The 26,820-nt window shown below is 70.4% G+C and carries 26 protein-coding genes; 11 read left to right on the forward strand and 15 right to left on the reverse strand.

Annotation, left to right across the window (positions count from 1 at the left end; genetic code table 11):
* Window positions 1-152: 152 nt before the first annotated feature.
* On the reverse strand, window positions 153-1,874 hold the full coding sequence (gene leuA / locus RNB18_RS26420) for a 2-isopropylmalate synthase (RefSeq protein WP_311716607.1): 1,722 nt from the start codon (window positions 1,872-1,874) through the stop codon (window positions 153-155).
* 329 nt (window positions 1,875-2,203) lie between these two features.
* On the opposite strand from leuA, the gene RNB18_RS26425 reads away from it, so the two are divergent.
* Genes RNB18_RS26425 through RNB18_RS26440 form a run of 4 tightly spaced genes read left to right on the forward strand, consistent with a single transcriptional unit; the run spans window position 2,204 to window position 6,175 of the window.
* Complete coding sequence (locus RNB18_RS26425; protein WP_311716608.1) at window positions 2,204-3,271, forward strand: M4 family metallopeptidase; 1,068 nt, start codon at window positions 2,204-2,206, stop codon at window positions 3,269-3,271.
* Between the two features lie 21 nt (window positions 3,272-3,292).
* Window positions 3,293-3,559: a protealysin inhibitor emfourin gene (locus RNB18_RS26430; protein ID WP_311716609.1), complete on the forward strand. Its 267-nt coding sequence runs from the start codon at window positions 3,293-3,295 to the stop codon at window positions 3,557-3,559.
* Between the two features lie 58 nt (window positions 3,560-3,617).
* Entirely contained in the window at window positions 3,618-4,940 is a 1,323-nt protein-coding gene (locus RNB18_RS26435) for a GH1 family beta-glucosidase (RefSeq protein ID WP_311716610.1), read from the forward strand.
* A complete protein-coding gene (locus tag RNB18_RS26440) occupies window positions 4,937-6,175 on the forward strand; it encodes an MFS transporter (RefSeq protein WP_311716611.1) in 1,239 nt (412 codons plus the stop codon). The genes RNB18_RS26435 and RNB18_RS26440 overlap by 4 nt, the downstream gene beginning before the upstream one ends.
* 95 nt (window positions 6,176-6,270) lie before the next feature.
* On the opposite strand, the gene RNB18_RS26445 is transcribed toward RNB18_RS26440, so the two are convergent.
* Window positions 6,271-7,125, reverse strand: a complete 855-nt coding sequence (locus RNB18_RS26445) for an NAD-dependent epimerase/dehydratase family protein (protein ID WP_311716612.1) — start codon at window positions 7,123-7,125, stop codon at window positions 6,271-6,273.
* 118 nt (window positions 7,126-7,243) lie between these two features.
* Here RNB18_RS26445 and RNB18_RS26450 point away from each other — a divergent pair, with 118 nt between their 5' ends.
* Window positions 7,244-8,098, forward strand: coding sequence for a helix-turn-helix transcriptional regulator (locus tag RNB18_RS26450; RefSeq protein WP_311716613.1), 855 nt, complete (start codon window positions 7,244-7,246; stop codon window positions 8,096-8,098).
* Here RNB18_RS26450 and era read toward each other — a convergent pair.
* Window positions 8,095-9,054 carry a GTPase Era gene (gene era / locus RNB18_RS26455; protein WP_057615799.1) on the reverse strand — a complete coding sequence of 320 codons (960 nt, stop codon included), beginning with the start codon at window positions 9,052-9,054 and terminating at the stop codon, window positions 8,095-8,097. The genes RNB18_RS26450 and era overlap by 4 nt on opposite strands.
* 174 nt (window positions 9,055-9,228) lie before the next feature.
* Between era and RNB18_RS26460 the strand changes: the two genes are divergently transcribed.
* Genes RNB18_RS26460 through RNB18_RS26470 form a run of 3 tightly spaced genes read left to right on the forward strand, consistent with a single transcriptional unit; the run spans window position 9,229 to window position 11,257 of the window.
* The gene (locus tag RNB18_RS26460) at window positions 9,229-10,539 is read left to right on the forward strand and encodes an ammonium transporter (protein WP_311716614.1); all 1,311 of its coding nucleotides are present in this window, start codon (window positions 9,229-9,231) and stop codon (window positions 10,537-10,539) included.
* Complete coding sequence (locus RNB18_RS26465) at window positions 10,536-10,874, forward strand: P-II family nitrogen regulator (protein WP_057615803.1); 339 nt, start codon at window positions 10,536-10,538, stop codon at window positions 10,872-10,874. The genes RNB18_RS26460 and RNB18_RS26465 overlap by 4 nt, the downstream gene beginning before the upstream one ends.
* A gap of 11 nt (window positions 10,875-10,885) precedes the next feature.
* Window positions 10,886-11,257 carry a hypothetical protein gene (locus RNB18_RS26470; RefSeq protein WP_057615805.1) on the forward strand — a complete coding sequence of 124 codons (372 nt, stop codon included), beginning with the start codon at window positions 10,886-10,888 and terminating at the stop codon, window positions 11,255-11,257.
* Here the strand turns inward: RNB18_RS26470 and RNB18_RS26475 are convergent.
* The 5 genes from RNB18_RS26475 to RNB18_RS26495 all read right to left on the reverse strand — a co-directional run bounded on the left by RNB18_RS26475 (window position 11,254) and on the right by RNB18_RS26495 (window position 15,796).
* Complete coding sequence (locus RNB18_RS26475; protein ID WP_311716615.1) at window positions 11,254-12,192, reverse strand: WxL protein peptidoglycan domain-containing protein; 939 nt, start codon at window positions 12,190-12,192, stop codon at window positions 11,254-11,256. The genes RNB18_RS26470 and RNB18_RS26475 overlap by 4 nt on opposite strands.
* Before the next feature lie 49 nt (window positions 12,193-12,241).
* On the reverse strand, window positions 12,242-13,558 hold the full coding sequence (locus tag RNB18_RS26480; protein WP_311716616.1) for a WxL domain-containing protein: 1,317 nt from the start codon (window positions 13,556-13,558) through the stop codon (window positions 12,242-12,244).
* A gap of 142 nt (window positions 13,559-13,700) precedes the next feature.
* Window positions 13,701-14,174, reverse strand: coding sequence for a hypothetical protein (locus tag RNB18_RS26485; protein ID WP_311716617.1), 474 nt, complete (start codon window positions 14,172-14,174; stop codon window positions 13,701-13,703).
* 203 nt (window positions 14,175-14,377) lie between these two features.
* Window positions 14,378-14,731 carry a cytidine deaminase gene (locus tag RNB18_RS26490; protein WP_311716618.1) on the reverse strand — a complete coding sequence of 118 codons (354 nt, stop codon included), beginning with the start codon at window positions 14,729-14,731 and terminating at the stop codon, window positions 14,378-14,380.
* Between the two features lie 249 nt (window positions 14,732-14,980).
* Complete coding sequence (locus tag RNB18_RS26495; RefSeq protein WP_311716718.1) at window positions 14,981-15,796, reverse strand: helix-turn-helix transcriptional regulator; 816 nt, start codon at window positions 15,794-15,796, stop codon at window positions 14,981-14,983.
* Window positions 15,797-15,942: 146 nt separating this feature from the next.
* On the opposite strand from RNB18_RS26495, the gene RNB18_RS26500 reads away from it, so the two are divergent.
* On the forward strand, window positions 15,943-17,376 hold the full coding sequence (locus RNB18_RS26500; RefSeq protein WP_311716619.1) for an MFS transporter: 1,434 nt from the start codon (window positions 15,943-15,945) through the stop codon (window positions 17,374-17,376).
* Here the strand turns inward: RNB18_RS26500 and RNB18_RS26505 are convergent.
* From RNB18_RS26505 to RNB18_RS26520, 4 genes are read right to left on the reverse strand one after another with little or no spacing between them, the layout of a single operon-like run.
* The gene (locus RNB18_RS26505; RefSeq protein WP_266523279.1) at window positions 17,338-17,697 is read right to left on the reverse strand and encodes an MmcQ/YjbR family DNA-binding protein; all 360 of its coding nucleotides are present in this window, start codon (window positions 17,695-17,697) and stop codon (window positions 17,338-17,340) included. The two genes, RNB18_RS26500 and RNB18_RS26505, sit on opposite strands and share 39 nt — an antisense overlap.
* Entirely contained in the window at window positions 17,694-19,001 is a 1,308-nt protein-coding gene (locus tag RNB18_RS26510; RefSeq protein ID WP_311716620.1) for a hemolysin family protein, read from the reverse strand. Before RNB18_RS26510 ends, RNB18_RS26505 begins: the two co-directional genes overlap by 4 nt.
* Window positions 18,998-19,495, reverse strand: a complete 498-nt coding sequence (gene ybeY, locus RNB18_RS26515) for an rRNA maturation RNase YbeY (RefSeq protein WP_007381932.1) — start codon at window positions 19,493-19,495, stop codon at window positions 18,998-19,000. Before ybeY ends, RNB18_RS26510 begins: the two co-directional genes overlap by 4 nt.
* A 13-nt stretch (window positions 19,496-19,508) precedes the next feature.
* Entirely contained in the window at window positions 19,509-20,567 is a 1,059-nt protein-coding gene (locus tag RNB18_RS26520) for a PhoH family protein (protein WP_311716621.1), read from the reverse strand.
* A 227-nt stretch (window positions 20,568-20,794) separates the two neighbouring features.
* Here RNB18_RS26520 and RNB18_RS26525 point away from each other — a divergent pair, with 227 nt between their 5' ends.
* Entirely contained in the window at window positions 20,795-21,511 is a 717-nt protein-coding gene (locus tag RNB18_RS26525; RefSeq protein ID WP_311716622.1) for an FAD binding domain-containing protein, read from the forward strand.
* Window positions 21,512-22,104: 593 nt separating this feature from the next.
* Here RNB18_RS26525 and RNB18_RS26530 read toward each other — a convergent pair.
* From RNB18_RS26530 to RNB18_RS26540, 3 genes are all read right to left on the reverse strand, one after another.
* On the reverse strand, window positions 22,105-23,262 hold the full coding sequence (locus RNB18_RS26530; RefSeq protein ID WP_311716623.1) for a carbohydrate kinase family protein: 1,158 nt from the start codon (window positions 23,260-23,262) through the stop codon (window positions 22,105-22,107).
* A 265-nt stretch (window positions 23,263-23,527) separates the two neighbouring features.
* On the reverse strand, window positions 23,528-24,817 hold the full coding sequence (locus RNB18_RS26535) for a glucarate dehydratase family protein (protein WP_311716624.1): 1,290 nt from the start codon (window positions 24,815-24,817) through the stop codon (window positions 23,528-23,530).
* Entirely contained in the window at window positions 24,814-25,710 is an 897-nt protein-coding gene (locus RNB18_RS26540; RefSeq protein ID WP_394817672.1) for a 5-dehydro-4-deoxyglucarate dehydratase, read from the reverse strand. Before RNB18_RS26540 ends, RNB18_RS26535 begins: the two co-directional genes overlap by 4 nt.
* A gap of 158 nt (window positions 25,711-25,868) precedes the next feature.
* Between RNB18_RS26540 and RNB18_RS26545 the strand changes: the two genes are divergently transcribed.
* On the forward strand, window positions 25,869-26,651 hold the full coding sequence (locus RNB18_RS26545) for an IclR family transcriptional regulator (RefSeq protein WP_311716626.1): 783 nt from the start codon (window positions 25,869-25,871) through the stop codon (window positions 26,649-26,651).
* The last annotated feature ends 169 nt before the right edge of the window (window positions 26,652-26,820 follow it).

Consider the following 26,820-nt stretch of genomic DNA (forward strand, 5'->3'; position numbering starts at 1 on the left):
CCGCGCTTGCGTGATGTTAGCCACATCAGAGGGGCGGAGTCAGCCCCCCGACGAGACCTACCCGTGACCTCCACGCGCCGGTGGCCGATAAACGACGGGGCCTTGATCGCCGTATACAGCGGTCAAGGCCCCAAAATCACCGGTCAGAGGGATTATCGAGCGGCTCGGTTGACGGCGGAGACGACCGCCTTCAGCGACGCACGCGTCGTGTTCGCGTCGATGCCGATTCCCCACAGAACCTTGCCGTCGATCGCGCATTCGATGTAGGAGGCGGCCTGCGCGGAGGCACCCTCGCTCATCGTGTGCTCCTGGTAGTCCAGCAGCCGGGCGTCGATGCCGACCTTGGTCAGCGCGTCGAAGAAGGCCGAGATCGGCCCGTTGCCGCTACCGGTGAGGACGGTGTCCTCGCCGTCGACCGTCGCCTCGACCCGCAGTGTGTCCACGCCGTCGGTGTCCGTCGTCGACTGGCCGTTCCTGACCTGGATACGGCCCCACGGGTTCTCGGGGTTGGGCAGGTACTCGTCCTGGAAGGTCGCCCAGATGGCGGAGCCGGTGACCTCGCCGCCCTCGGCGTCCGTCTTGGCCTGGATGAGCTTCGAGAACTCGATCTGCATCCGGCGGGGCAGGTCCAGCTTGTGGTCGTTCTTCAGGACGTACGCGATACCGCCCTTGCCGGACTGCGAGTTGACCCGGATGACCGCCTCGTAGGAGCGGCCGACGTCCTTGGGGTCGATCGGCAGGTACGGGACCGCCCACTCGATGTCGTCGACGGTGACGCCCTTCGCGGCCGCGTCGGCCTCCATGGCGTCGAAGCCCTTCTTGATGGCGTCCTGGTGGGAGCCGGAGAAGGACGTGTAGACCAGGTCGCCCACGTACGGGTGGCGCGGGTGGACCTCCATCTGGTTGCAGTACTCCCACGTACGACGGATCTCGTCGATGTCGGAGAAGTCGATCTGCGGGTCGACGCCCTGCGAGAACAGGTTCATGCCCAGGGTGACCAGGTCGACGTTGCCGGTGCGCTCGCCCTGCCCGAACAGACAGCCCTCGACGCGGTCGGCGCCGGCCATCAGGGCCAGCTCGGCGGCGGCGACGGCGGTACCGCGGTCGTTGTGCGGGTGGACGGAGATGACGACGTGCTCGCGGCGGGAGATGTTGCGGCTCATCCACTCGAAGCGGTCCGCGTGCGTGGACGGCGTCGAACGCTCCACGGTGGCGGGCAGGTTGAGGATGATCTCGCGGCCCGGACCCGGCTGGTAGACGTCCATCACCGCCTCGCAGACCTCCAGCGCGAAGTCCAGCTCGGTGTCGGTGAAGATCTCGGGGCTGTACTGGTAGCCGAACTCGGTCTCGGGGCCCAGCAGCTTCTCCGCGTACTCCATGACCAGGCGGGTGCCGTCGACGGCGATCTGCTTGATGTCGTCCTTGGAGCCGCGGAAGACCACACGGCGGAAGACGGGAGCCGTGGCGTTGTACAGGTGGACGGTCGCGCGCTTGGCGCCCTTCAGCGACTCGACGGTCCGCTCGATCAGGTCCTCGCGGGCCTGGGTCAGTACGGAGATGGTGACGTCGTCCGGGATCGCGCCCGGCTCCTCGACGATCGACCGTACGAAATCGAAGTCCGTCTGCCCGGAGGCCGGGAAACCGACCTCGATCTCCTTGTAGCCCATCTTGACCAGCTGATCGAACATCCGGCGCTTGCGCTCGGGCGACATCGGGTCGATCAGGGCCTGGTTGCCGTCACGCAGGTCGGTGGAGAGCCAGCGGGGAGCGACGGTGATCCGGTTGTTCGGCCAGGTGCGGTCCGGGATGTCGACCTGCTCGTACCGGCCGTACTTGTGGATCGGCATGGTGCTGGGCTGCTGGCGGTTCGCCATGATTGCGGGGCTCCTCAGGATGTCCGGGAAGGACGGCCGACACGCAACGCAAAGCTCCGCGGGGAGGGAGTCGACCTGGACTACAGGCCCTCGCCGCGGCAGCTAAGAAGAAGCAGCCCGAAACGCATGATGCGCAGAATGCTAGCGGAGCCGCTCCCCGTGCGGGGCGCCGTATCAGTATGCGGGACCAGGGAATCGAAAGGGAGAGAAGCGGACAAAAAGTGCGCCATACCACTTCGTCACGGAGAGTGCGCACCTCTGTCCGTATATTTCACCAATCATGGTTGCGGCTAGTGACACGGTCATGACTCAGTGCAAGGGTGCCGGGCATGACGACTCACGGGGGCTTCGAGCCCGTCTTCTGCACCGTCATTCCGCCGCATGTCCTCGACAAGCTGGCCAGGAACGACGACCCCGCACTCTCCGGTCCCGCCCGGCGCACGTTGATGCGCGACAGCGAGCTGCGCGGCCGCCGCCGCGTGACGACCGAGTTCGGCCTCGCGGCCGCGCCGACGGCGAAGGCACCGTCGGACCAGCCGCTGCGCACCATCTACGACGCGGGGCACAAGACCGGCCTGCCGGGCAGGAAGGTCCGCGCCGAGGGCTCCGAGCCCGGCCAGGACGCCACCGTCAACCGCGCCTACGCCGGTCTCGGCGCCACCTTCGACCTCTACCTGAAGGCCTACGCGCGCCAGTCGATCGACGGCGACGGCCTCCCGCTCGACGCGACCGTCCACTTCGACGAGAACTACAACAACGCCTTCTGGAACGGCGAGCAGATGGTGTTCGGCGACGGTGACGGCGAGATCTTCCTCGACTTCACCATCCCCATCGACGTCATCGGCCACGAGCTGACCCACGGCGTCACCCAGCACACGGCGAACCTCACGTACTACGGCCAGCCGGGCGCCCTCAACGAGTCGATGTCCGACGTCTTCGGCTCGCTCATCAAGCAGTACACGCTCGGCCAGACCGCCGCCGAGGCCGACTGGCTGATCGGCGCGGGCCTGCTCGCGCCCAGCGTCTCCGGCAAGGCCCTGCGGTCCATGAAGGAGCCGGGCAGCGCCTACGACGACGACGTGCTCGGCAAGGACCCGCAGCCCGCGACGATGGACGACTACGTCCGCACCGGCCGCGACAACGGCGGCGTGCACATCAACTCCGGCATCCCCAACCACGCGTTCTACCTGGTGGCCAACGCACTCGGTGGCCATGCCTGGGAGAAGGCGGGACAGATCTGGTACGACGTCCTGACCGGCGGCGAACTCTCGGACCGGGCCCTGTTCACCGACTTCGCGAAGCTCACCGTCGCGGCGGCGAAGGCCCGCTTCAGCGAGGGCGACGAACTCCAGGCCGTGTCGAAGGCCTGGGAGCAGGTCGGGGTGCGGATCCTCTGAGTCCGTACTAGACAGGGACCCATGCGTATTCAGGTGCGGCGCACGGGCGGATTCGCGGGCATCGAGCGGCACAAGGAGGTCGACACCTCCGGGCTGCCCGATGCCCACGAATGGCAGGCCCTGGCCGAGAGGGCTCTCGCCGCCGGCCGGGGCACCCGGCCCATCGGGGTCCCGGACGGCTTCAGTTACGAGATCACCGTGGACGGGAGGACGGTGTACGCGGCCGATCCCCGGTTGACGGAGGAGCAGCGGAAACTGATCTCGAAGGTGCTCAAAGAGGGCGCGTAACTGCTTGTTCACGCCTGCCCGTTGACTTCCCTACCCGCCGGTACCGATGATCCGGCGCATGGCGACTCAAGAGCATGCGATCCCCCGGTTCCCGGCAGGCTTCCTGTGGGGCGTCTCGACCTCGGCCCATCAGATCGAGGGCGCGGCGGACCAGCGTGAGCGATCCGTGTGGGACACCTTCACGGCCGAACCGGGACGGGTGAAGGACGGCTCGACGGCGGCGGTGGCCTGCGACCACTACCACCGCTACCGCGAGGACGTCGCCCTCCTGGCCGGCCTGGGCGTGGACGCGTACCGCTTCTCGATCTCCTGGCCGCGGGTGCGCTCCGAGGGCGGCCTCGACTTCTACGACCGTCTCGTGGACGAACTGGTCGCGGCCGGCGTACGTCCGGTCCCGACGCTCTTCCACTGGGACCTGCCGGTGGCGCTCCACGAGAAGGGCGGCTGGCTGGAGCGGGACACAGCGTCCCGGTTCGCCGAGTACGTGTCCCTCGTGGCCGACCGTCTCGGCGACCGCGTCAAGAAGTGGATCACCCTCAACGAGCCCGCCGAACACACCCTGTTCGGCCACGCGCTCGGTGCCCACGCACCGGGCAAGCAGCTGATGTTCGACGCGCTGCCCGCCGCCCACCACCAACTCCTGGGCCACGGCCTGGCCGTACAGGCACTGCGCGCGTCCGGCGCCACGGACATCGGGATCGCCAACTCGCACGGGCCCACGTGGCCGGCCTCCCAGGAGCAACCGGACCTGGAAGCGGCGGACTTCTACGACCTGCTGCTGAACCGGCTGTTCGCCGAACCGGTCCTGCTGGGTGAATACCCGTCAGGACTGGGCGACCTGATGCCGGGCGACGTCGCAGCCGACCTCAAGATCATCAGTGAGCCGCTGGACTTCTACGGCGTCAACTACTACGCCCCGACCCGCGTGGGCGCCCCGCAGGGCGAGGACATCGAGTTCGGCGGTCTGACGATCCCCGCCGAACTCCCCTTCTCCGTCCAGGAGATCGAGAACGTCCCGGTGACGGACTTCGGCTGGCCGGTGGTCCCGGAGGGGCTCACCGAACTCCTCACCGCCTTCCACGAGCGCTACGGCGACCGGCTCCCGCCCGTCGTCATCACGGAGAACGGCTGCTCCTACGAGGGTGTCGACGACCAGGACCGGATCGCCTACCTGGACGGCCACATCCGCGCCCTGCACCAGGCGGTCGAGGCAGGCGTGGACGTGCGCGGGTACTTCGTGTGGTCGCTGATGGACAACTTCGAGTGGGCGGAGGGGTACGCACGCCGGTTCGGGCTGGTGCACGTCGACTTCGAGACGCTGGCCAGGACCCCCAAGGCGTCGTACGCGTGGTACCAGGAGCTGCTCCGGGCCCAGAGGTGAGCACGGCTCTCTCGGAGCCCGTCGAGCGCGTCGGCAAGGGCTGGACGGCCTCCCTGTCGCTGGCCAACGTGGCGATCTGGGTGGGCTGGTACGGCCCGCTGCAGATCCTGCTGGCCCGGCAGGCGGAGGACTTCGCGCCCGGCGCCGGGATGTCGAAGGAGACGCTGCTGGCCTGGGTGACCGGCGTGGGCGCGGTGGTGTCGCTGGCGGCGAACCCGTTCTTCGGCGCGCTGTCGGACCGGACCACGGCCCGCCGGGGCCGCCGTAGCCCCTGGATCGTGGTTGGTGCGGCGGGCGGCGCGCTGTCGTTGCTGGTGCTCGGCGGGGCGAGCGGGTTGTGGGTCATGACGCTCGGCTGGTGTCTGGTCCAGCTGACCCTGAACGCGGCCTTCGCGGCGGTCACGGCGGCTGTGCCGGACCGGGTGCCGCGGTTCCAGCGGGGCGCGGTGGGCGGCTGGATCGGGGCGGCACAGATCCTGGGCGCTGTCGTCGGCACGGGTCTGGCGACGGCGGCGGGGGGGATCGCGGCGGGCTATGCCGCGTGCGCGGTGTTCACCCTGGCGGGGGTGCTGCCGTACGTGCTCCGCCACCGGGATCTCCGGCTGGCGCCGGCCGACCGCCCCGCCTGGTCGTGGCGGTCGTTCGCGCGCGGCTTCTGGCTGAGCCCCCGCCGCCACCCCGACTTCGCCTGGGCCTGGCTGACCCGCTTCCTGATCAACCTCAGCAACGCGCTGGTGCTCCTCTACCTCCTCTACTACCTGCGGGACCGCCTGCACTACGACGACCCCGAGCAGGGCGTGCTGATCCTGACCGCGGTGGACAGTGTGGCGCTGCTGGCCACGGTCGTGGTGGGCGGCGTCTGGTCGGACCGGGTGGGACGCCGCAAGCCGTTCGTGCGCTGGTCCGGCGTGCTGATGGCGGTGGCCACGGGAGTGCTCGCGGTGTGGCAGACCTGGCCGAGCGCGATCGTCGTGGCGGCGCTGCTGGGGGTGGGCCTCGGGGTGTTCATGTCGGTCGACTTCGCCCTGATGACGGACGTCCTGCCGACGGCTCTCGACCGGGGCAAGGACCTGGGCGTCATCAACGTGGCCAACGCCTTGCCCCAGGTCGCCGCCCCCGCCATCGCCGCACCGATCGTCACGCACCTGGGGGGATACCGGGTCCTGTACGGATTGGCGGCGGTGGTGGGTCTGGCGGGGGCGGTGCTGGTGGGCCGTATAAGAGGCGTCGACTAGGTCTCCCTAGGGGCGCGGGACTGTATCGATGTGCGGCTCCGCCGCGTGGGCGCGACCAGCCACAACGGGCACGCAGAGAACCACCGGCCGAAGCATCACAACGCCCCGGCCTCCCTCGCGGCATAAACAGACGGATACACCGGCCGATACCCCAGCTCCCGCCGAATCCGCTCCGTGGACATGATCACCAGCCACGGATCGGGATCAACCCGCTCGTACGACTCGGCCGGAATCTCGACCCCATTGAGCTGATGCAACTCCACCGCCGTCACCGGCGCGTCGTCGGCGATGTTGTACACCCGCCCCGAGATCCCCGGCGCATGCAGGATCCGCAGCAACCCCTGGGCGACATCCGCATGGTGCCCCATGTGCAGCCGCTGGGCCGACGCCCAGTTCTTCGCCCACATCAGGGACTGGGCGAGATGCGGATCCCCCTCGCCGTAGACGAAGGGAAGCCGCCCGACCCGCACGTCGAGCCCGTCCAGCGCGAACAGTTCCCGTTCGGCCTCCGCCTTGGACGCGGGATAGGCACCCCACATGGACCCGCCGGGCCGGCTCTCGTCCTCCTCCGTCACCGGGCGCCCCCGCCCCTCGCCGTACACAAGACCGGTGCTGACCTGCACGAACCGACGGACGCCGGAGGCCACCGCGGCACGGCCCAGCTCCACGGCCGCGTCCCGGTTGACGGCCCAGGCCTCCTCGTCCGGCACTCCCCGGAAGGCGGCGGCGACGTTCACGACCGCGTCGGCGCCCGCTACGGCCTTGCCGAGGACGTCGGTGTCGCGCAGATCTCCTACGACGACCTCGGCGCCGAGTTCCGCGAAGGGCTCACCGCGAGCCGTGTCCCGCACCAGCACCCGTACCTGCTCCCCCGGCCGGGACTGCGCCAGCAGCCTGGGCACGAAGCGCCGGCCGACCTGTCCCGTCGTACCTGTCACCAAAGTCAGCATGTTGTGCTCCTCTCGTCGGGACCAGCGTGGAACGGTCGGGCGGGCACCGGGAGAGACCTCTTGATCGGGGGATCGGCAGACCCTGGATAAGCCGGACGGGGTGCCGCACGCTGGAGGGGTGAACCGAGCCGAACTCGCCGACTTCCTGCGCCGTGGCCGTGCCCGGCTGAACCCGTCCGACGTGGGTCTGGCGCCGGGCGCCCGGCGCCGCACGCCCGGTCTGCGCCGCGAGGAGGTGGCACAGCTGGCGGGGATGTCGGTGGACTACTACACGCGACTGGAGCAGTCCCGTGGCCCCCGCCCGTCCCGTCAGATGCTGACCGCGCTGGCCCGGGCGCTGCGCCTGACCGAGGTGGAGCAGGACCATCTGTTCCACCTGACGGGCGAGGAGCCCCCGCGCCGCGAGACGGCGTCGGCGCACGTCCGCCCGGGGCTGCTGCTGATCCTGGACCGGCTGCACGACACCCCGGCGCAGGTGGTGAACGACTGTGGCGAGGTGCTGGCGCAGAACGCGATGGCCAGGGCCCTGGTGGGTGACGCGATGTCCCGCCCGCGCCGCGACCGCAACCTGGTCCGGCGCTTCTTCCTGGACCCGACCGCGCGCACGCTCTTCCCCGAGGAGGACCTCGCGGACCACGCGCGCACCCAGGTCGCCACCCTGCGCGCGGTGGCCGCGGCCCGCCCCGACGATCCGGAACCGAACGCGCTGGTGGCCGAACTCCGTGCGGCCAGCGAGGAGTTCGCGCGACTGTGGGACGAACACGAGGTGTCCCAGCGCAACAAGGCGACGAAACGCTTCGTCCACCCCGTGGTCGGCCTACTGGAACTCGACTGCGAGGTCATGGTCAGCCACGAACACCACCACCTCCTGGTGGTCCACACGGCCCGCCCCGGGACGGAGGCGTACGAACGACTCCAACTGCTGAGGGTGGTGGGCCTGCAGGACCTGTCCCCACAGACGGCGACCCCCTAGAACCCCAGCTTCCGCAACTGCCGAGGATCCCGCTGCCAGTCCTTCGCCACCTTGACGTGGAGGTCCAGGAAGACCGGTGTGCCGAGGAGTGCCTCGATCTGCTTGCGGGACTTGATGCCGACCTCCTTCAGGCGCTTGCCCTTGGGGCCGATGATGATGCCCTTCTGGCTGGGACGCTCGATGTAGACGAAGGCGTGGATGTCGAGGAGGGGCTTGTCGGCGGGGCGGTCCTCGCGGGGGAGCATCTCCTCGACGACCACCGCGATGGAGTGCGGGAGCTCGTCGCGGACGCCCTCCAGCGCGGCCTCGCGGATCAGTTCCGCGATCATGACCTGCTCGGGCTCGTCGGTGAGATCGCCCTCGGGGTAGAGCGCCGGGCCCTCGGGAAGCATCGGGATCAGCAGGTCCGCCAGCAGGTCGACCTGCTTGTTCGCGGTCGCCGACACCGGGACGATCTCCGCCCACTCGATGCCCAGCTCCTTGCCGAGCTGGTCGACGGCGATCAGCTGCTCGGCCAGGGTCTTGGAGTCGACCAGGTCCGTCTTCGTGATGATCGCGACCTTCGGGGACTTCTTGATCCCCGCCAGTTCCTTCGCGATGAAACGGTCACCGGGCCCGAGCTTCTCGTTCGCCGGCAGACAGAAGCCGATCACGTCGACCTCGGCCCAGGTCGTCCGCACGACGTCGTTGAGCCGCTCCCCCAGCAGCGTGCGCGGCTTGTGCAGTCCGGGGGTGTCGACCAGGATCAGCTGGGCCTCGGGCCGGTGCACGATCCCGCGTACCGTGTGCCGCGTGGTCTGCGGCTGGTTCGCGGTGATCGCCACCTTCTGGCCGACCAGAGCGTTCGTAAGGGTGGACTTGCCCGCGTTGGGGCGGCCCACGAAGCAGGCGAAGCCGGCGCGGTGGGGTGCCTCCGACGATGCCGGCGGCTCGGATGACTGACTGCGAACGCTCATGCGCCCCATTCTCCCTGATCCACAGAGCCCCGCCGCACAGGCGCCCGCACACCGGCCCGACCGTGAGCTTCCGGAAACCCAAGCGCAATGAAACACGACGGAAACACCCTCGTGCGCAACCGGAAACGCACACCGGTGACCCTCTGACGAGCCCCCACCTCGTTGGAGACCCCCATGTCCTTCGCCGCGCAAGGCATCGACACCGGTGACACCGCCTGGCTGCTCGCCGCCACCGCCCTCGTCCTGCTGATGACCCCGGGCCTCGCCCTGTTCTACGGCGGCATGGTCCGCACGAAGAGCGTCCTCAACATGCTGATGATGAGCTTCGTGTCGATCGCCCTGGTCACCGTGGTGTGGCTGGCCGCCGGCTACTCCCTCGCCTTCGGCGACGACACGTTCGGCGGCCTGATCGGCAACCTGAAGCACGCCGGCATGAGCGGCCTCGGCCCCGACAGCGTCCACGGCACCGTCCCCACCCTCCTCTTCGCCACCTTCCAGCTCACCTTCGCGATCATCACGGCCGCGCTGATCAGCGGCGCGATCGCGGACCGTGCGAAGTTCGGGGCCTGGCTGGTGTTCGTCCCGGTCTGGGCACTGCTCGTATACGTTCCCGTCGCCCACTGGGTGTGGGGCCCGGGCGGCTGGGTCCTGGACAAGCTCGGCGCGCTCGATTTCGCGGGTGGTCTGCCCGTCGAGATCACCTCCGGCGCCTCCGGTCTCGCCCTCGCGCTCGTCCTCGGCCCGCGTCTCGGCTTCAAGAAGGACGCGATGCGGCCGCACAACCTCCCCATGGTCGTCCTGGGCGCGGGCCTGCTCTGGTTCGGCTGGTTCGGCTTCAACGCGGGCTCGGCTCTCGGCGCCAACGGCCTCGCGGCCGCGGCCTTCCTCAACACCCTCGCCGCCGGCTGCACCGGCCTGCTCGGCTGGCTCTTCGTCGAGCAGAAGCGCGACGGCCACCCCACCACCCTGGGCGCGGCCTCCGGCGCGGTCGCGGGCCTGGTCGCGATCACCCCGTCCTGCGGCTCGGTCTCCCTCCTCGGCGCACTCGTCGTCGGCCTCGCCGCCGGTGTCGTCTGCTCCTACGCGGTGGGCTGGAAGTTCAAGCTCAACTACGACGACTCGCTCGACGTGGTCGGCGTCCACCTGGTCGGCGGAGTCATCGGCACGCTCCTGATCGGCGTGTTCGCCGTGAAGGAGATGACCGGCGGCACGGAAGGACTGCTGTACGGCGGCGGGCTCGCCCAGCTCGGCAAGCAGCTGGTGGCCGTGGTCGCCGTGGGGGCGTACGCCTTCCTGGTGACGTACGGCATCGGGAAGCTGATCGACAAGGTGATGGGCTTCCGTGCCGACGAGGAGCACGAGCACACCGGCCTGGACCTTACGGTGCACGCCGAGACCGCATACGATCACGGCGTCCTGGGCCACGGTGCCCCGGTCGGCGCGTCCTCCGTCCCCTCCGCCCAGAAGGTCAAGTCCCAGGCATGAAGCTCATCACCGCGATCGTCAAGCCGTACCGCCTCGACGAGGTCAAGACCGCGCTCCAGGAGATCGGCGTCCACGGCCTGACCGCGACGGAAGCCAGTGGCTACGGCCGTCAGCGCGGCCACACCGAGGTGTACCGCGGCGCCGAGTACCAGGTCGACCTGGTCCCCAAGGTCCGCATCGAGGTCGTCGTCGACGACGCCGACGCGGACGCGGTGATCGACGCGATCGTCAAGGCCGCCCGGACCGGCAAGATCGGTGACGGCAAGGTGTGGGCGCTGCCGGTGGAGACGGTCGTACGGGTACGGACGGGCGAGCGCGGGCCGGACGCGCTCTGAGGGGAGGCGTCGTGGGCGAGTGGTACGTCCTCGTCGAGGAGAACCAGGGCTGGAGCGACAGCAACTGGCGCCTCAAGGACAAGGTGCACGTGGAGGGCGGCAGGGAGCAGGCTCTCGCGCGCGCCGAGGAGTTGAGCCTCTCCTACCGGGAGGGCCTCTACCGCGCCGAGGAGTACGGCCACCTCGTGTTCCGGACCTCCGAGACGAGCTGGCTGCTGGAGCTCACCAGGGAGTCGTGGCCCTCGGACGAGGACGAGCCCTACACACGCACCGAATACGCCCGCCTGACCGTCGCCGAGCTCGTCGCCTCGAAGGAACCTCCTCCCGCAGAGCGCCCCGCGTCGAAGAAGGGCGTCCTGCGCCGCGCCCTGGGCCGTGACTAGACGATCCGCGTCCGGGCCCGGCGTGCCCTGACGAACAGCACCGTCCCCACGGCGGCCGCCGCCCCCAGCATCACCGCGACCAGCCACGGCAACGCGAAGAAGGACGCGCTCGCCGACTCCCGCGTGTCCTTCGCGCTCGCCGTCAGTTTCACGTCGCCCCAGTCGAGTTGCGGCGAGCCCTGCCACGGCTCACTGAGCCGCACCCGCTGCCCGGGCAGCAACTCCCCCGGAATCCTGGCGAGTTCGCGGGCGAGCAGCGTACGCCCGAACAACCCCGTCGCCCGCAGCTCCACCTTCGGGTTCAGAGTGACGTTGCCGGTGTTGCGCAGGGTGTACGAGATCGTCGCACCGCTGTCCCCCAACCCCGGTACCAGCGGCTGGTGATGGCTGACACGGACGTCCTCGACGGCGATCGCCGGCACGGTCGGTCCACCCACCCGCAGATAGATCCTCGCGGCGACGGCCCGCTGCACGCCGAGCGCCACCGCGCCGTCGCCCTTGTCGATCCGTTCGTCCAGCGCCACCAACGCGCCTGGGTGGTCGCCCGGTTCGGCGCCCTCGGGCACCGACAGCGTGAAGGGCACGCTGACCTTGCCGTGCGCGGGGACGGTCACCCGGGACTTCGAGGGCTTCGCCCAGACCCCCACCCCGCGCTGCTTCTCGGCGACGGTACGCACGGCGAAACCGCCGTCGCGGGCGGTGTTGTAGGCGTCGGCGGCGTAGAGCCGGAAGGTCAGCGGCCGACCGGTCTTGTTGGTGACGACCACCTTGTCGTCGATGGTCTGCCCGGGGTCGGCGGAGAGGTAGAAGTAGGGCCGCGCCGCGATCTGGGAGGCAGCGGGGTACACGGACCAGCTGCCGTTGTCGGCGGCGTACGCGGGTGCGGCGGCCGTGACCAGGAACAGGCTCAGGAACAGGACGTACAGCTTGCGCATGGGTGCGGACCCCCAAGAGGCGGACGGGCGGGTGCGGGCGCCCGTACGGTCAGCTGAGCGTGAGGGTGAGAACGCCGGAGTACGTGCCGGGAGGCGTGAACGCCGGTACGTTCAGGGAGAGTCCGGCGTCCACGGTGAACTCACCGCCGGTGAGGGTGCCGTTGGGCGTGGACGCGAGCGTCGCTCCCGAGGAACCGACCGCGCCGGCGGAACCGGCCTGGCAGGTGCTCGGGCTGCCCGCCTTGGTGGCGCAGGCGGGGCTCCAGCTCAGCGCACCGGCGTCGATCTTGGCGCCGGGTCCGGTGAAGTCGGTGACCTTGGCGGTGAGGGACCAGCCGGCGGGTCCGCCGCGGAAGTCCTGGACGGTCACCTTGTTCAGGTCACCGGTCGAGGCTCCGCCCTTGCCGTAGTCCACCGCCGAGAGGCTGACGGCGTCCCCGGCCTGGGACATGGACAGCGTGCCCGCCTTCACCGTGGTGGTGACCTTCTGGCTGCCGTCCGGTACGGGGGTGTCGTCGATGACGACGTACGCCTTCGGCCCCGCCCCCTTGGCGTCGCTGTACGCGCTGCCCTCGTACGCCACGACACCGGTCGTCGTCTTGTCGTTGACGACGAGCGAGCCGCTGAACGCGCCCGAGGAGTCGGCGGTCGCGGTGGCGGTGTCCGCGGTCTGGGCGGCGCCGGACCGCCCGGCCAGGGTCACCGTCGCGCCCGGAGTGAACTTGCTGCCGGTGACGGTGACGCTGTCGCCGGGCTTCCCGGAGGCCGAACCCAGCGCGATGTCCCGCTCGTTGACCGGGTTCGCGTCCGTCGCGGTGACCGTCTCGGAGACCGGGGCGGGCGGGGTGATCACCGTGCAGGGCGTGTCCAGTTCGAGGATGTAGCTGGTGTGGATGTTGTAGTCGCCGGGCGAGAGCGTGATCGCGCCGGGCGAGGTGACCTTGAAGGTGCCGGTCATCGAGAACGACGGGAAGGCGCCGTTGCCCGGCACCGGGTCGTTCTTCTTCGGTCCGGCGACCGTCACGGCACCGGTCTGGGCGCCGCCGAGGGTGACCTTGCCGGTCGGCGTCATGATGTCGGCCGGCAGTGCGATGGCCGTGGGGTTGCTGGCGGCGGGTTTGACCACCGTGTAGGTCACGGTGACGGTGTCGCCCACCTTGGGGCTGGTGTTGTCCACGGCGATGGCGGCAGTCGTGGTGCCGTCGATCGGCGGGATGCCCGCGACCGCGGGCGGGATGCAGTGCGTGGCGAAGTCCACGTTGGTGGCGGCACCGGCCGGACAGGCCAGTGCGCCGCCCGCGGTGACCGCGAGCGCGGTCGCCCCGAGAAAGGACGCCAGACGGCGTCTTCGAGTCGTCGAACCCATGGATGTGCCCCCTCCGGAAGCTCCTGAAGTCCTGCGCCGACAGGGGGCATTGATGTGTGGATCGCGTGAGAAGTCAATGGAGTTGCCGCAGAAACCTGACGAGCCGTCAGTTTCTGCGGCAACACGGGACGTGCCGGGAGGATCAGTCGAACACGAAGGGTCCGGGCGACTGCGGACCGGTCGCCGTGCAGGTGACGGTGATCCCGAAGACGACGATCTGGAGCGAGCCGCCGTACGACTCCAGGCTGTCGCCGGACGCCACGGTGCCGTTGAGCGGGCCGACGGTGACGGGGTCGCCGGCCGCGGTGGCGGGGTTCTCCGTGCCGGTGAAGGTGGTGGTGCCGCCGTTCGCGTTCACGAAGGTGAGGGTCGAGGCGATCGAGTCCTCGTCGAGCGCGAGGGGTGCGTTGATGGCCGAGGTGACGGTCACGGTGGCGGCGGTGCCGTCCTGGGTGGCGGTGAGGGTGGCCTGGCCGCTGCCGTAGAGGCCGCAGTCAGCGTCGATGGTCGCGGTGTCCGGGGTGACGGCCAGGGCGGTGGGTGCGAACGCGAGCCCGAGGGCCGCGAGCGTGCCGACGGCCAGTGCCGCACCAGTGCCTGTGCGCTTGCCTTTCATGGAATCCGGTTCCCTTCCCGTGGTGGGGACTGCCATGTGGGGATGGACGGGGGGTGCGTTCCGACGGACGGCCTGGCTTCACGGGCGTGGTGCGGGACGCCGCGCGAGCTGAATCTGACGGTCCGTCGGAATCTCCGGTTCCATTGATGCGCGTGGGACGGGGGACTGCAAGCCGGAATTCCGGCCAAGTGTTACCGGGGGTATCAGCCTGCGGTCACGGTGCTCCGCACGGTGCCGTCGACCCCTGCCACCAGCACCGGGGTCTGCGGGCCGCCCAGATCCCGGACGGCGGCCCGGTCCTCGTCGGAGGCCGATTCGGCGTCCGTCACCACGGCCGCCGCCTCCAGGGACTTCGCCCCCGACGCCACGGCCATCGCCACCGCCGTCTGCAAAGCACTCAACCGCAACGAGGGAAGAGCCACCGTCCCCGCGACATACGTCCGCCCGGTGTCGTCCCGTACGGCCGCCCCCTCGGGCACCCCGTTACGAGCCCGCGCCGAACGAGCCAGGGTGACGATCTTGCGGTCCTCGGCGTCAAGCGCACTGTTGTCGGTCATGACAGGAGCATACGAAGCGGCCCCGCCCGGTCGACGCCACGGGGTACGCCCACCGTCACCGGGTCACCGCCTGCCACGGGTTCCACCGCCCAGGGCCGGGACACCACCTGCCGCGCGCTCGCCACCGACGGCCGGGACAGCCCCGCTACCGGACACGTAGCTCCGCCACGGGACACGCCGCCCGCCCAGAGCACCGACCCACCACACAGACGCCACCCACCCCGCAGCCGCCCACCGCCACCGGACACCTCACCCCGCCACGGGGTACATCGCCCCCCGTCGCCCCTCCGGGGAGGCCAGCCACTCCAGTTTGGCCGCGGTGTGTGCCTCGTCCAGGGGGGTGTGCAGCACGACCGTCAGGTCGGGGCGGGCCGGCACCCGCAGCGCCGTGGACTCCACGCACAGCAGCCCGACCAGCGGATGGTCGAGCTCCTTGCGGATCACTCCGGCGTCCTCGATGTCCCGCCGCTCCCACAACTCGGTGAACTCGGCGCTCGCCGACCGCACCCGGGCCAGCACGTCCTGGAACCCCTCGTCGTCCGGCCGCGCCGAGGCGGCCGCCCGGAACTGGGCGACGACCGTGCGCGCGTTCTGTTCCCAGCTGTGCGATCGCGACCGGTACAGCGGATCGGTGAAGAAGTCGACGAGACAGTTCTGGGTGTTCTCCGGCCGCATACCGAGCACCCAGCCCGCGGCCTCGTTGTACAGCACGCAGTTGTAGTACGCGTCCATGATGTGTGCCGGATAGGGCATCCACGCGTCGATCAGCCGCAGCAGCCCCTCACAGCCGTGGTCCGCGGCCGGTTCCGGCGCGGGCGGGTTCAGCCCGGCGAGGACGTACAGATGCCGCCGCTCGGCGTTGCTCAGCCGCAGCACCCGGCCGACCGAGTCGAGGACCTGCGGGGAGACGGAGATGTCCCGCCCCTGCTCCAGCCACTGGTACCAGGAGGCACCCACCCCGGCGAGCACCGCGACCTCCTCGCGCCGCAGCCCGGGCGTGCGCCGCCGCGCCCCGCCGTCCGGCAGCCCCGCGTCGGTGGGCGAGACCCGGGCACGCCGGCTCATCAGGAACTCGCGCAGCTCACGATGCCGCTCGCTCTTGGGTACGACCTCGGGCACGAACGCATCCCCCTCGTTGTTGCCTGGTGGTGCCACCACCAGCACAACTTGCCGCTCCCCACGGCTATTCCGACGCGCGCAGGCTCTTGCCCATGGCGATCGACACCACAAAGCCCGTCCCCGATTCGCTCGACACCCCCCGGCTGTCGACGCGCGACAAGCTCGTCCTGTTCGTCCTGTGCGCCGCCCAGTTCATGGTCGCGCTGGACTTCTCCGTCCTGAACGTCGCCCTGCCCGTCCTCGGCACGGACCTCGGCATGAGCCCCTCCGCCCTGCAGTGGGCGGTCACGGCATTCGCGCTGCCGTCCGGCGGCTTCCTTCTCTTGTTCGGCCGGATCGGCGACCTGTACGGCCGTAGAAAACTCTTCCTCGCAGGGCTCGCCCTGTTCGGCGCCGCCTCCCTGCTGGCGACCTTCGCGTGGGACCCGGCGTCCTTCCTCGCCGGACGTGCCCTGCAGGGCCTCGGCGCGGCGGCGATCGTGCCGACCGGCATGTCCCTGCTGACCACGACCTTCCCCGAGGGTCCCGCCCGCGACCGGGCCCTGGGCATCTCCGGCACCCTGCTCTCGCTCGGCTTCACCATCGGCATGGTGGCCGGCGGCACCCTGACCGACACCTTCGGCTGGCGCTCCACGATGGGCCTGCTCTCCCTGTTCGCCCTGATCGTGCTCCCGCTGGCCCCCGGCCTGCTCCCCGAGTCCCGCACTTCGGACCGCCCCCGCCTCGACGTACCCGGCGCGATCACGGTCACCGGCGGCCTGCTCTCCCTGATCTACGCCCTCTCGACCGCCGCCGACCACGGCTTCGCCCGCACCGACGTCCTCACCACCCTGGTCGCGGGCATCCTGCTCCTGGCCGCCTTCGTGACGATCGAGTCCCGTACCGAAACACCCCTGGTGTCCCTCCCCATGCTGCGCCGCCGCACGGTGGCGTGGGGCAACATCGGCGGTCTGGTCACCTTCTCGATGATGTCGACCGTCGTCTTCGTGCTGACCCTCTACCTCCAGGAGGTCCTGCACCTGTCGGCCTTCGAGACCGGCCTGGTCTTCGGCGTCCAGGGCGTCCTGTCGGCGGTCGCCGGCACCTACGCCCCCAGGGTCATCGGCCGCTTCGGCCCGCGCCGCACGCTGGTCGGCTCGCTCGTCGGCCAGGGCACCCTGATCGCCGCCCTGCTGGGCCTGGGCACCGGGAGCTGGTCCGTCTGGCTCGCCACGGCCGCCGTCTCCCTGGCCAGCATGTGCCACCTCGGCGCGATCATCTCGTACGGCATCACCGTGACCTCCGGCGTCCCGGACGAGGAGCAGGGCCTGGCCACCGGCCTGGTCACCTCCACCCAGCAGGTCGGCATCACCGTGGGCATCCCGCTGCTGGGCGTCCTCGCCACCACCTCGGACGACCTGCTCTCCGGCGTCCACACGGTCCTCGCCCTGGACACGGTGATCGTCCTGGCGGCGGCGGTGCTGGTCGCGACGGGACTGCGGGTGCGCTCAGGGGCGGTCGAGGCGAAGCCGGTCGGCGCGCGGTAGACCGGCCACGACCAGGTCGTACGAGTCCTCGACGAGCTCCCGGACCAGACGGTCCGGGAGTTCGCCGTCGACGGTGACGGTGTTCCAGTGGCGCTTGTTCATGTGGTAGCCGGGGGCGATCAGCCCGGGATGGTCGGCACGCAGCCGGATCGCGTCCTCCGGGTCGCACTTGAGGTTGACCTTCAGGGGCCGCGCGTCCAGGTTCGTCAGGGCGAAGAGCTTGCCCAGCACCTTGAAGACCGAGGTCTCGGGGTTGAACGGGAAGTCCTCCACCACCGCGTTGAAGGAGAGGCAGAGGGCGCGCAGTTCCTGAGGGGTCACTCGGACTCCTTCTCCTCTTCGGCCGCTCCGGCCGCGCCCACCGGCTCCACCAGAACCGTCACGATCTTGTTCCGGCGTCCGGCCGCGGCCTCCGCGGTCAGGCGGAGCTGCCGGCCGTCCGGAAGTTCGACGGCGGCGGAGGCCCCGGCGATGGGCACACGGCCCAGCGCCTTCGCCAGGAGCCCGCCGACGGTCTCCACGTCCTCGTCGTCGTACTCGTCGAGCCCGTACAGCTCGCCCAGGTCGGTGATGTCGAGGCGGGCGGTGACCCGGTGGCGGTCGTCGCCGAGATCCTCCACCGGCGGCAGCTCGCGGTCGTACTCGTCGGTGATCTCGCCGACGATCTCCTCGAGGATGTCCTCGATCGTGACGATGCCGGCCGTGCCGCCGTACTCGTCGATGACGACGGCGACGTGGTTGCGGTCCTGCTGCATCTCGCGCAGCAGGTCGCCGGCGTTCTTGGTGTCGGGCACGAAGGCCGCGGGCCGCATGGCGGTGGAGACCAGCTCGGACTCGGCGTCCCGGCTGATGTGCGTCTTGCGGACCAGGTCCTTCAGATACACGATCCCGACGATGTCGTCCTCGCTCTCCCCGGACACGGGGATCCGCGAGAAGCCCGAGCGCAGAGCGAGGGTCAGCGCCTGGCGGATGGTCTTGTAGCGCTCGATGACGACGAGATCGGTCCGCGGGACCATGACCTCCCGCACCAGCGTGTCGCCCAGCTCGAAGACCGAGTGCACCATCCGGCGCTCCTCGTCCTCGATCAGCGACTCCTTCTCGGCGAGGTCGACCAGCGCGCGCAGCTCCGCCTCGGAGGCGAAGGGGCCGCGGCGGAAGCCCTTGCCGGGGGTGAGCGCGTTGCCGATGAGAATCAGCAACGACGGGATCGGCCCCATGATCCGGGCCAGCGGGAGCAGGATGTACGCCGCCGCGGTCGCCGTGTTGAGCGGGTGCTGACGCCCGATGGTGCGCGGGGAGACGCCGACGGCGACGTACGACACGAGCACCATGACCCCGATCGCGACGAGCAGGGCGCGGGTGGTGCCGGGGAACTCCTGGAGACAGGCATAGGTGACCAGGGCGGCCGCCGCCATCTCGCACGCGACGCGCACCAGCAGCGCCACGTTGAGATAGCGGGTCGGGTCGGCGGCGATCTGCGCGAGCTTGGCGCTGCCGCGCCGGCCGTTGCGTACGGCTTCCTCGGCGCGGAAGCTGGAGACGCGCGCGAGGCCCGCCTCCGCGCAGGCGGCGAGCCAGGCGACGACGACCAGGGCGATCGCACCGGAGACGAGGGGCAGGCTCATGAGACGGTCGGCGCGGGGGACGGGCCGGTGAGCCCCTTCTCCTGCCGCCACCCGTCCACGATGGCCGCCTGCAGGCCGAACATCTCGGCCTTCTCGTCCGGCTCCTCGTGGTCGTACCCGAGAAGGTGCAGCACGCCGTGGACGGTGAGGAGTTGGAGCTCCTCGTCCATGGAGTGCTGCGTCTCGGCCTCCTCGCCCTGCCGCTTGGCGACCTCGGGACACAGCACGATGTCGCCGAGGAGGCCCTGCGGGGGCTCGTCGTCGTCCTTGCTGGGCGGCCTGAGCTCGTCCATCGGGAAGGACATGACGTCGGTGGGCCCCGGCAGGTCCATCCACTGGATGTGCAGCTGCTCCATGGCGTCGGTGTCCACGACGATCACCGAGAGCTCGGAGAGCGGGTGGATGCGCATCCGCGCGAGCGCGTAGCGGGCGATGTCGAGGATCGCCTGCTCGTCGACCTCGGTTCCGGACTCGTTGTTGACGTCGATCGACATGGTGCTGGCTTGTCTACTTCCGCTTGTTCCGGCCGCCCTTGTGGGTGCCGTTCTCCGTACCGTTCTCGTTGTCGTACTTCTCGTACGCGTCGACGATACGGCCGACCAGCCGGTGCCGTACGACGTCCTGGGACGACAGGCGCGAGAAGTGCACGTCGTCGAGGCCCTCCAGGATGTCCTGGACCTGACGCAGACCCGACTTGGTGCCGGTGGGCAGGTCGACCTGCGTCACATCACCCGTGATCACGATCTTCGAGTCGAAGCCGAGACGGGTGAGGAACATCTTCATCTGCTCGGGGCTCGTGTTCTGGGCCTCGTCCAGGATGATAAAAGCATCATTCAGGGTTCTACCCCGCATGTACGCCAGCGGCGCCACCTCGATCGTCCCCGAAGCCATCAGCTTCGGGATCGAGTCCGGGTCCAGCATGTCGTGCAGGGCGTCGTACAGCGGGCGCAGGTACGGGTCGATCTTCTCGTAGAGGGTGCCGGGCAGGAAGCCCAGCCGCTCTCCCGCCTCGACCGCGGGGCGGGTCAGGATGATGCGGTTGACCTGCTTGGACTGCAGGGCCTGCACCGCCTTGGCCATGGCGAGGTAGGTCTTGCCGGTACCGGCGGGGCCGATGCCGAACACGATCGTGTGCTTGTCGATCGCGTCGACGTACCGCTTCTGGTTGAGGGTCTTGGGGCGGATGGTGCGGCCGCGCGAGGACAGGATGTTCTGTGTGAGCACTTCGGCCGGGGTCTCCAGGCCGTCGCTCGTCCCGTTCTCGCTCGCTCGCAGCATGGCGATCGAGCGTTCCACTGCGTCCTCCGTCATCGGCTGTCCGGTGCGGAGCACCAGCATCATCTCGTCGAACAGGCGCTGGACGAGGGCGACGTCCGCCGCCTCGCCTGTCGCGCTGATCTCGTTGCCCCGGACATGGATGTCGGCCGCCGGGAAGGCCTTCTCGATCACGCGCAGGAGGGAGTCGCCGGATCCCAGGACCGTGACCATGGGGTGCTGGGCGGGGACCGTGAACTGTGCTCTCGCCTGCCCCTGCGCGGGGCTGTGACCTGTGGGTGTCTGAGTCATGGGCCGGCGCTCAACGCCTGCGGTTCCTCCTCGTCATGGCCGCGCAGTGGAAGGCGGCCTCGCGGTTTCAAGGGTACGACGGTGCACTGACAACGCCGTAGGGCTTTTCGAGGGTCAGGGCGCCCTGAATGCAGCGGTGAGCCCTGCATGCTCCCCCGGGCCCCCGGAAAGAATGCGCTCACTGCCATGCGTGTTCGACGACCTCGACTGTTCGAAGAAGGAAGACCGTGCTGCTGCGTCTGCCCACGTCCCTGCCGGAGGCACAGGAGTGTCTGACCGACGGGGCGATACCCGTCGGCGGTGCCACGCTGGTGTGGGCCGCCTGGCAACGCGACGGCTTTCCCGAGCAGGCCGTGTCGCTGCGCGAGGTGCCGGAGGCGAACGTTCTGGGGGCCGGGGAGGTGGGGGCGGCGGTCCTGCTGCACCGGATCGACGAGGGGGTGCCGGAGGTGCTGCACCGGGCCGCGGCCGGCATCGGCACCGGGGCCGTGCGCCGGGCCGCCACGGTCGGCGGGAACATCGTCGGCAGCACCCTGCGCTGTCTGCTGCCCGCGGCGCTCGTCCTGGACGCCCGCGCGCAGGTGCTGGCGGCGGAGGGGCCGTTCGAGATCGACCTCGCCGAGCTGCTCGCCAAGAAGCCGCTGCTGCTGAGCCTGCACTGGCGCGATCCGCTCGTCAGCGGCTACCGCAAGGTGGCCGAGGCCCCGGGTGGGCCGCCGCCCCTGGTCGTCGCGACGGCCGTCCACGCGGACGACCGCCCGGTCCTGCGCGTCGCCGTCCGCGACGGCTACGAGTTCCTGAGCGAGAGTGCGCCCTGCGACGCGGGCGCCGACAGCGTGCTCGACGCGTTGAGCGGTACGACGATCGGGGCGCTGCCCGCCGCGGCCCGCGAGGTGGTCCGGGAGCAGGTGGTGACGGTGCTGGAGCGGGCGGGCGGACACTGACCGGCCAAACGTCTCGACGCGCCACGGAGGCGGACTGCCCAGCGGCGACAGGGTTCGACCCCCGACCTCCCACAGCGCTGACGAACCGAGCCCTCGACGAGCCGCAGGGACAGGTCCGGCCACCTCCGTCACCCCCGAACCCGCCCCCTCGACGAGCACGGGGGACGGACGACCCAGCCGCAGCACCGCCAGGCTCCTGCCTCCCACGGCGCCGACGGGCCGGCGTCCTCGACGAGCCACGGAGAGACGTCGACCAGCAGTGACGCCCCCGGGCCTGACCTCGCCCACCCCCGAGCGCCCCCGACGCGCCGCGGAGACAGGCCACCCCGCCGCAACACCACCCGACCCCGACCTCCCGCAGCACTGACGAGCCGATTTCCTCGACGAGCCACGGAGACGGGCCGACCAGCGGCGATACCCGGCCCCTGTCGGCTCGGCATGAATCACCGAGGCTCAGGATCCCCGCAAACCGGGCAGTCGTACTCGTCGACCGAGTCCACGACCACCGGCTGTCCACAGAAGTCGCAAGGACGCATGCCCTCCTCAGCGGGCAGTTGGACAGTTGGCTCGTCTCCCATGTCGGCCCCCCGCCCTCAGGCCGACCGGCCGAATCCGATCGTCGGGACCGCCCGTCGCAGGGGCCAGCCCGGGGACTCCTCCTCCGGGACCAGGTCCGCCAGGAAGGCGTACCGGCGCAGGGCGGTCGGGTCCTGGGAGGCGACGGACTGGACCTTGCGCCACCAGGCGCCGATCTCGGACCAGCCCGGCGCGGACAGGGAGCCGCCGAACTCCTGGACGGAGAGCGCGGCGGTCAGGCCGGCGAAGGCCAGGCGGTCCGCCAGCGGCCAGCCCGCGAGGGTGCCGGTGACGAAGCCGGCCACGAAGACGTCCCCGGCGCCGGTCGGGTCGAGCGCCTCGACCTCGATCGCCGGGACCTCGGCGGTCTCCCCGGTACGCCGGTCCACGGCGTACGCGCCCTCCGCGCCGAGGGTGACCACGGCGAGCGGTACATGTTCGGTGAGCGCGTGCGCGGCCTCCCGGGGGCAGGTGGCGCCGGTGTAGCGCATCGCCTCCTGCGCGTTCGGCAGGAAGGCCTCGCAGTGTTCGAGGTCGGCGAGGCCCGCCAGGTCCCACGCCCCGGTCTCGTCCCAGCCGACGTCGGCGAAGATGCAGGTGCCCTCCTGTGCCGCCTGAGCGATCCAGGGGGCACGCTTCCCCGGCTCGAGCGACGCCACCGCCGCACGCGCGCGTGGGGGGCGGTCGGGCGCTCCCTCTTGGATGAGCACGGCCTCCGGGGGCGGCTCGTGGCCGTGGGAGACCATGGTGCGCTCGCCCTCGTACGCCATCGACACGGTGACCGGGGAGTGCCAGCCGGGGACCGTGCGGGACGGGGAGAGGTCGATGCCCTCGCCCTGCTCGAGGGCGTCCCAGCAGTACTCGCCGTAGTGGTCGTCGCCGAAGGCCGCGGCCAGTGAGGTGCGCAGCCCGAGCCGGGCCAGGGCCGTGGCCATGTTCGCCACGCCGCCGGGGCTCGACCCCATCCCGCGTGCCCAGGACTCGGTCCCGCGCACCGGGGCGGAGTCGAGCCCGGTGAAGATGATGTCGAGGAACACGGTGCCGGTGAGATAGACGTCCCAGGGGGGATCGCCGGGTACCCGCAGGGCTGCGAGAGGGTCGACCCGGGCCTGGCCGTGCCCGGTCCCTCCGAAGTGCGACGGTCCCTTTCCGGTGGACGCGTTGGACGCGATCACGGTGCGCTCCCTGGACGTGGTGCGGATCAGGCCAGTCTGCACCACACTGCCGACAACGCGTCGGCGCTCACCTGCGACCCACCCGCCGCGTCAGGCCGTCGCAGGTCCCGGGCGCGCCGTCCGGTCCGCGCCGGGTGTGGCCCCAGGGGCTCCAGGGGCCCCGGGGGCGGCGATGACCGCCGGGGTCGTCTCCGTCCGCGTCCGGATCCGCTCCTCATGCCCCCCGGCGAGAGGGACCGTACGTCCAGGCCAGGCCCCTCCAGCGCTACCAGCGGGGCACACCCGGCGTGACCCACCCCGGCTCGGCCACCCGCATGGCCGCGGCGTCGTCCCGCTCCCGCAGCGAGCCGTCGTCATCGAGCCACCGCCGATGCAGGAACTCCAGCTTCTCCCGGTCGAGTTCGACGCCGAGGCCGGGCGCGTCGGAGACCTTCACGGCCCCGTCCTCGAACGTCAGGCGCTCGCTGAGCACGTCCTCCGACTGCCACGGATAGTGCGAGTCACAGGCGTGGTGAAGGTTGGGCACGGTGGACGCGACATGCGTCATCGCGGCGAGCGAGATCCCCAGATGTGTGTTGGAGTGCATGGACACTCCCACCCCGAACGTCCGGCAGATCGCGGCGAGTTGCTGGGTGTTCCGCAACCCGCCCCAGTAGTGGTGGTCCGAGAGCACCACCTGGACCGCGTCCCGGGCGAACGCCTCCTTGATCTCCGCGAAGGTCGTCACACACATGTTGGTGGCCAGCGGGACATCGGTCCCGGCGGAGACCTCGGCCATGGCCGCCGTCCCCAGCGCGGGATCCTCCAGATACTCCAGGACATCGCCGAGCTCCGCGGCCACCTTCAGCGAAGTCGACACGCTCCAGGCCCCGTTGGGGTCGAGCCGCAACGGGTGCCCGGGAAACGCCTCGGCCAGCGCCCTGACCGCCGCGATCTCCTCGTCCGGCGGGAAAACCCCGCCCTTGAGCTTGAAGGACTTGAAGCCATAGCGCTCCGTGAACAACCGGGCCTGCTCCACCACCCCCGCGGGGTCGACGGCCGCCCCCCAGTCGTCCTTCTCGGAGACGACGCCCTCGGGATGCGAGGCCCACTTGTAGAACAGGTACGCGCTGTACTCGACCGCGTCGCGCAGCTTGCCCCCGAGCAGCGCGTGCACCGGCAGCCCGAGGGCCTTGCCCAGCGCGTCGAGGCAGGCGACCTCGAACCCGGAGACCACGGACAACCGCAGCTTGTCGGCCGTCTGCACGCCTCGCAGCCCGCCGACGTCGACCTGTCCGGAGACCCGGGAGGAATCGACGGCCATCTGATCCGCGACGGTGAACAGTCCGTTCAGGTCACCTACTTGACGTCCGATCAGCTTCGAAGCGAACGGCCGCGCCAGCTCCAGGTACTTGGTGTCGCCGTACGTCTCCCCGACACCCGTGACCCCGTCGGCGGTCTCGACCTCGACGATCAGCCGGGGCGTGTACGGCTGGTGGACGCCCTGCGTGTTCAGCAGGGGCGGATCGGCGACGAGGATCGGTGTGAGGCGGACGTCGGTGATCGTGAGGTTCACAGGTCGGCTCCTACGAGGTCGAGTCCGGAGGCCAACAGCCGCTCGAGGTCCGCCAGGTCGGCGGCCGACGGATCGGTGAGCGGCGCGCGCACAGGTCCGACCGGACGCCCCCGCAGTCGTGCCGCCGCCTTCACCAGCGAGACGGCATATCCGGGCACACGGTCGCGGAGTTCGACGAGCGGAACGTAGAAGTCGCGCAGCAGTTTCCCGACCGTGCCGTCGTCGCCGTCGCGCAGGGCGGTGAAGAAGGCGTTCGCGATCTCGGGGGCGAAGGCGTGGACGGCCGAGGAGTAGGCGGGGACGCCGACGGTGGCGTAGGCGCGGGCCTGGATCTCGGCGGTGGAGGCGCCATTGAAGAACAGGAAGCCCTCGGGGGCGGCGAGCGTGAGGCGCTGGAGCCGGTCGAGGTCGCTGTGTCCGTCCTTGAGGCCGATGACACCGGGGATCTCGGCGACCCGCCTGAACGCGTCCACGCCGAAGGCGACCTGACCGCGCTGATAGGCGATGAGCGGCAGCCGCGTCCGCGCCGCGATGTGCTCCAGCTGCGCGACCAGCCCGTCCTGCGGGGCGGCGACCAGGTAGTGCGGGAGGACCAGCAGCGCGTCCGCGCCCGCCTCCTCGGCGATCCGGGCGAACCGAACGGCCTGCGCCCAGCCGTAGCCGGTTCCGGCGACGACGGGCAGCCGGCCGCCGGCCTCCTCGACCGCGATGGTGACGACCTGCCGGTACTCGTCCTCGTCCAGCGAGAAGAACTCACCGGTGCCGCAGGCAGGGAAGAGCGCGCCGGGGCCGGTGGCGATCTGGGCGGCGACGTGGGCGCGGAAGCCGTCCGGGTCGAGGGTGCCGTCGTCGTGGAAGCTCGTGAGCGGGAACGACAGCACGCCGCGTGCCATGCCGTCCCGCAGGCGTCGGGCCGTGTCCGGGTCGAGGGTCACCCTCGGTCATCTCCCCATGTAGACAATATCTACGTATGAAGATGAAGGTTAGATACGCGAATCCCGTCCGTCAATGGGTCCGGCGCGGAGTTCGACAGGCCGATTACCATCGGCGCATGTCAGAGACAGGTGGCGTCCGCGAGGTGAAGTCGGCGGCCCGCACGGTCGAACTCCTCGAACTGCTGGCCGCGCGCGGCGACCGCCCGGCACGGCTCCAGGAGCTCGCGGACGCGCTGGCGGTGCCGCGCAGTTCGATGTACGCGCTGCTCCAGACCCTGATCTCGCGCGGCTGGGTCCGCACCGACGTCACCGGCTCGCTCTACGGCATCGGCATCCACGCCCTGCTCACCGGCACCAGCTATCTGGACTCCGACCCGCGCGTGCGGGTCGTACGGCCGTATCTGGACGAGGCGTCCCAGGCGCTGGGCGAGACGATCCACATGGGCCGGCTCGACGGCCGGGACGTGGCCTATCTGGCGACGCGTGAGTCGCACGAATACCTGCGGACGATCAGCAGGGTGGGCCGCCGGCTGCCCGCGCACGTCGGCGCGCTGGGCAAGGCGCTGCTGGCCGAGTGGCCCGACGAGAGGCTCCCCGGGGGACCGTACGAGGCACTCACCCCGAACTCCCACACCACCCGCGAGTCCCTGCTGGCCGACCTCGCCGAGGTCCGCGCGCGCGGCTACTCGATCGACCGCGAGGAAGGTGTCCTCGGCATCGTCGGCTTCGGGTTCTGTCTGCGCTACGACTCCCCCGCGCAGGACGCCATCAGCTGTTCGGTCCCGGTAGCCCGTCTGACGGCGGAACACGAGCAGCAGATCATCGCGGTGATGCGCGAGATCAGAGGCAAGATCGAGGCGACGGCGCCGGGTGCGAGCGGCGCCCCCAGTTGGCGTTAGGCGGGCATTGGGGGGCGCTCGTCTACCCGGCTTCCCTCACCCCAAACGGAACGTGATCCACATCACGCAGCCTGGGCTTTTTCCGCAACCGCGTGCTTGATACAAATTCTTCGCGCGTTCCTGTCCGTCGACGGCCTGCGCCAACCCCCTTCTTGAGCCGCTTCTTTCG

The sequence above is a fragment of the Streptomyces doebereineriae genome (assembly GCF_031845645.1).
Classification (GTDB): Bacteria; Actinomycetota; Actinomycetes; order Streptomycetales; family Streptomycetaceae; genus Streptomyces; species Streptomyces canus.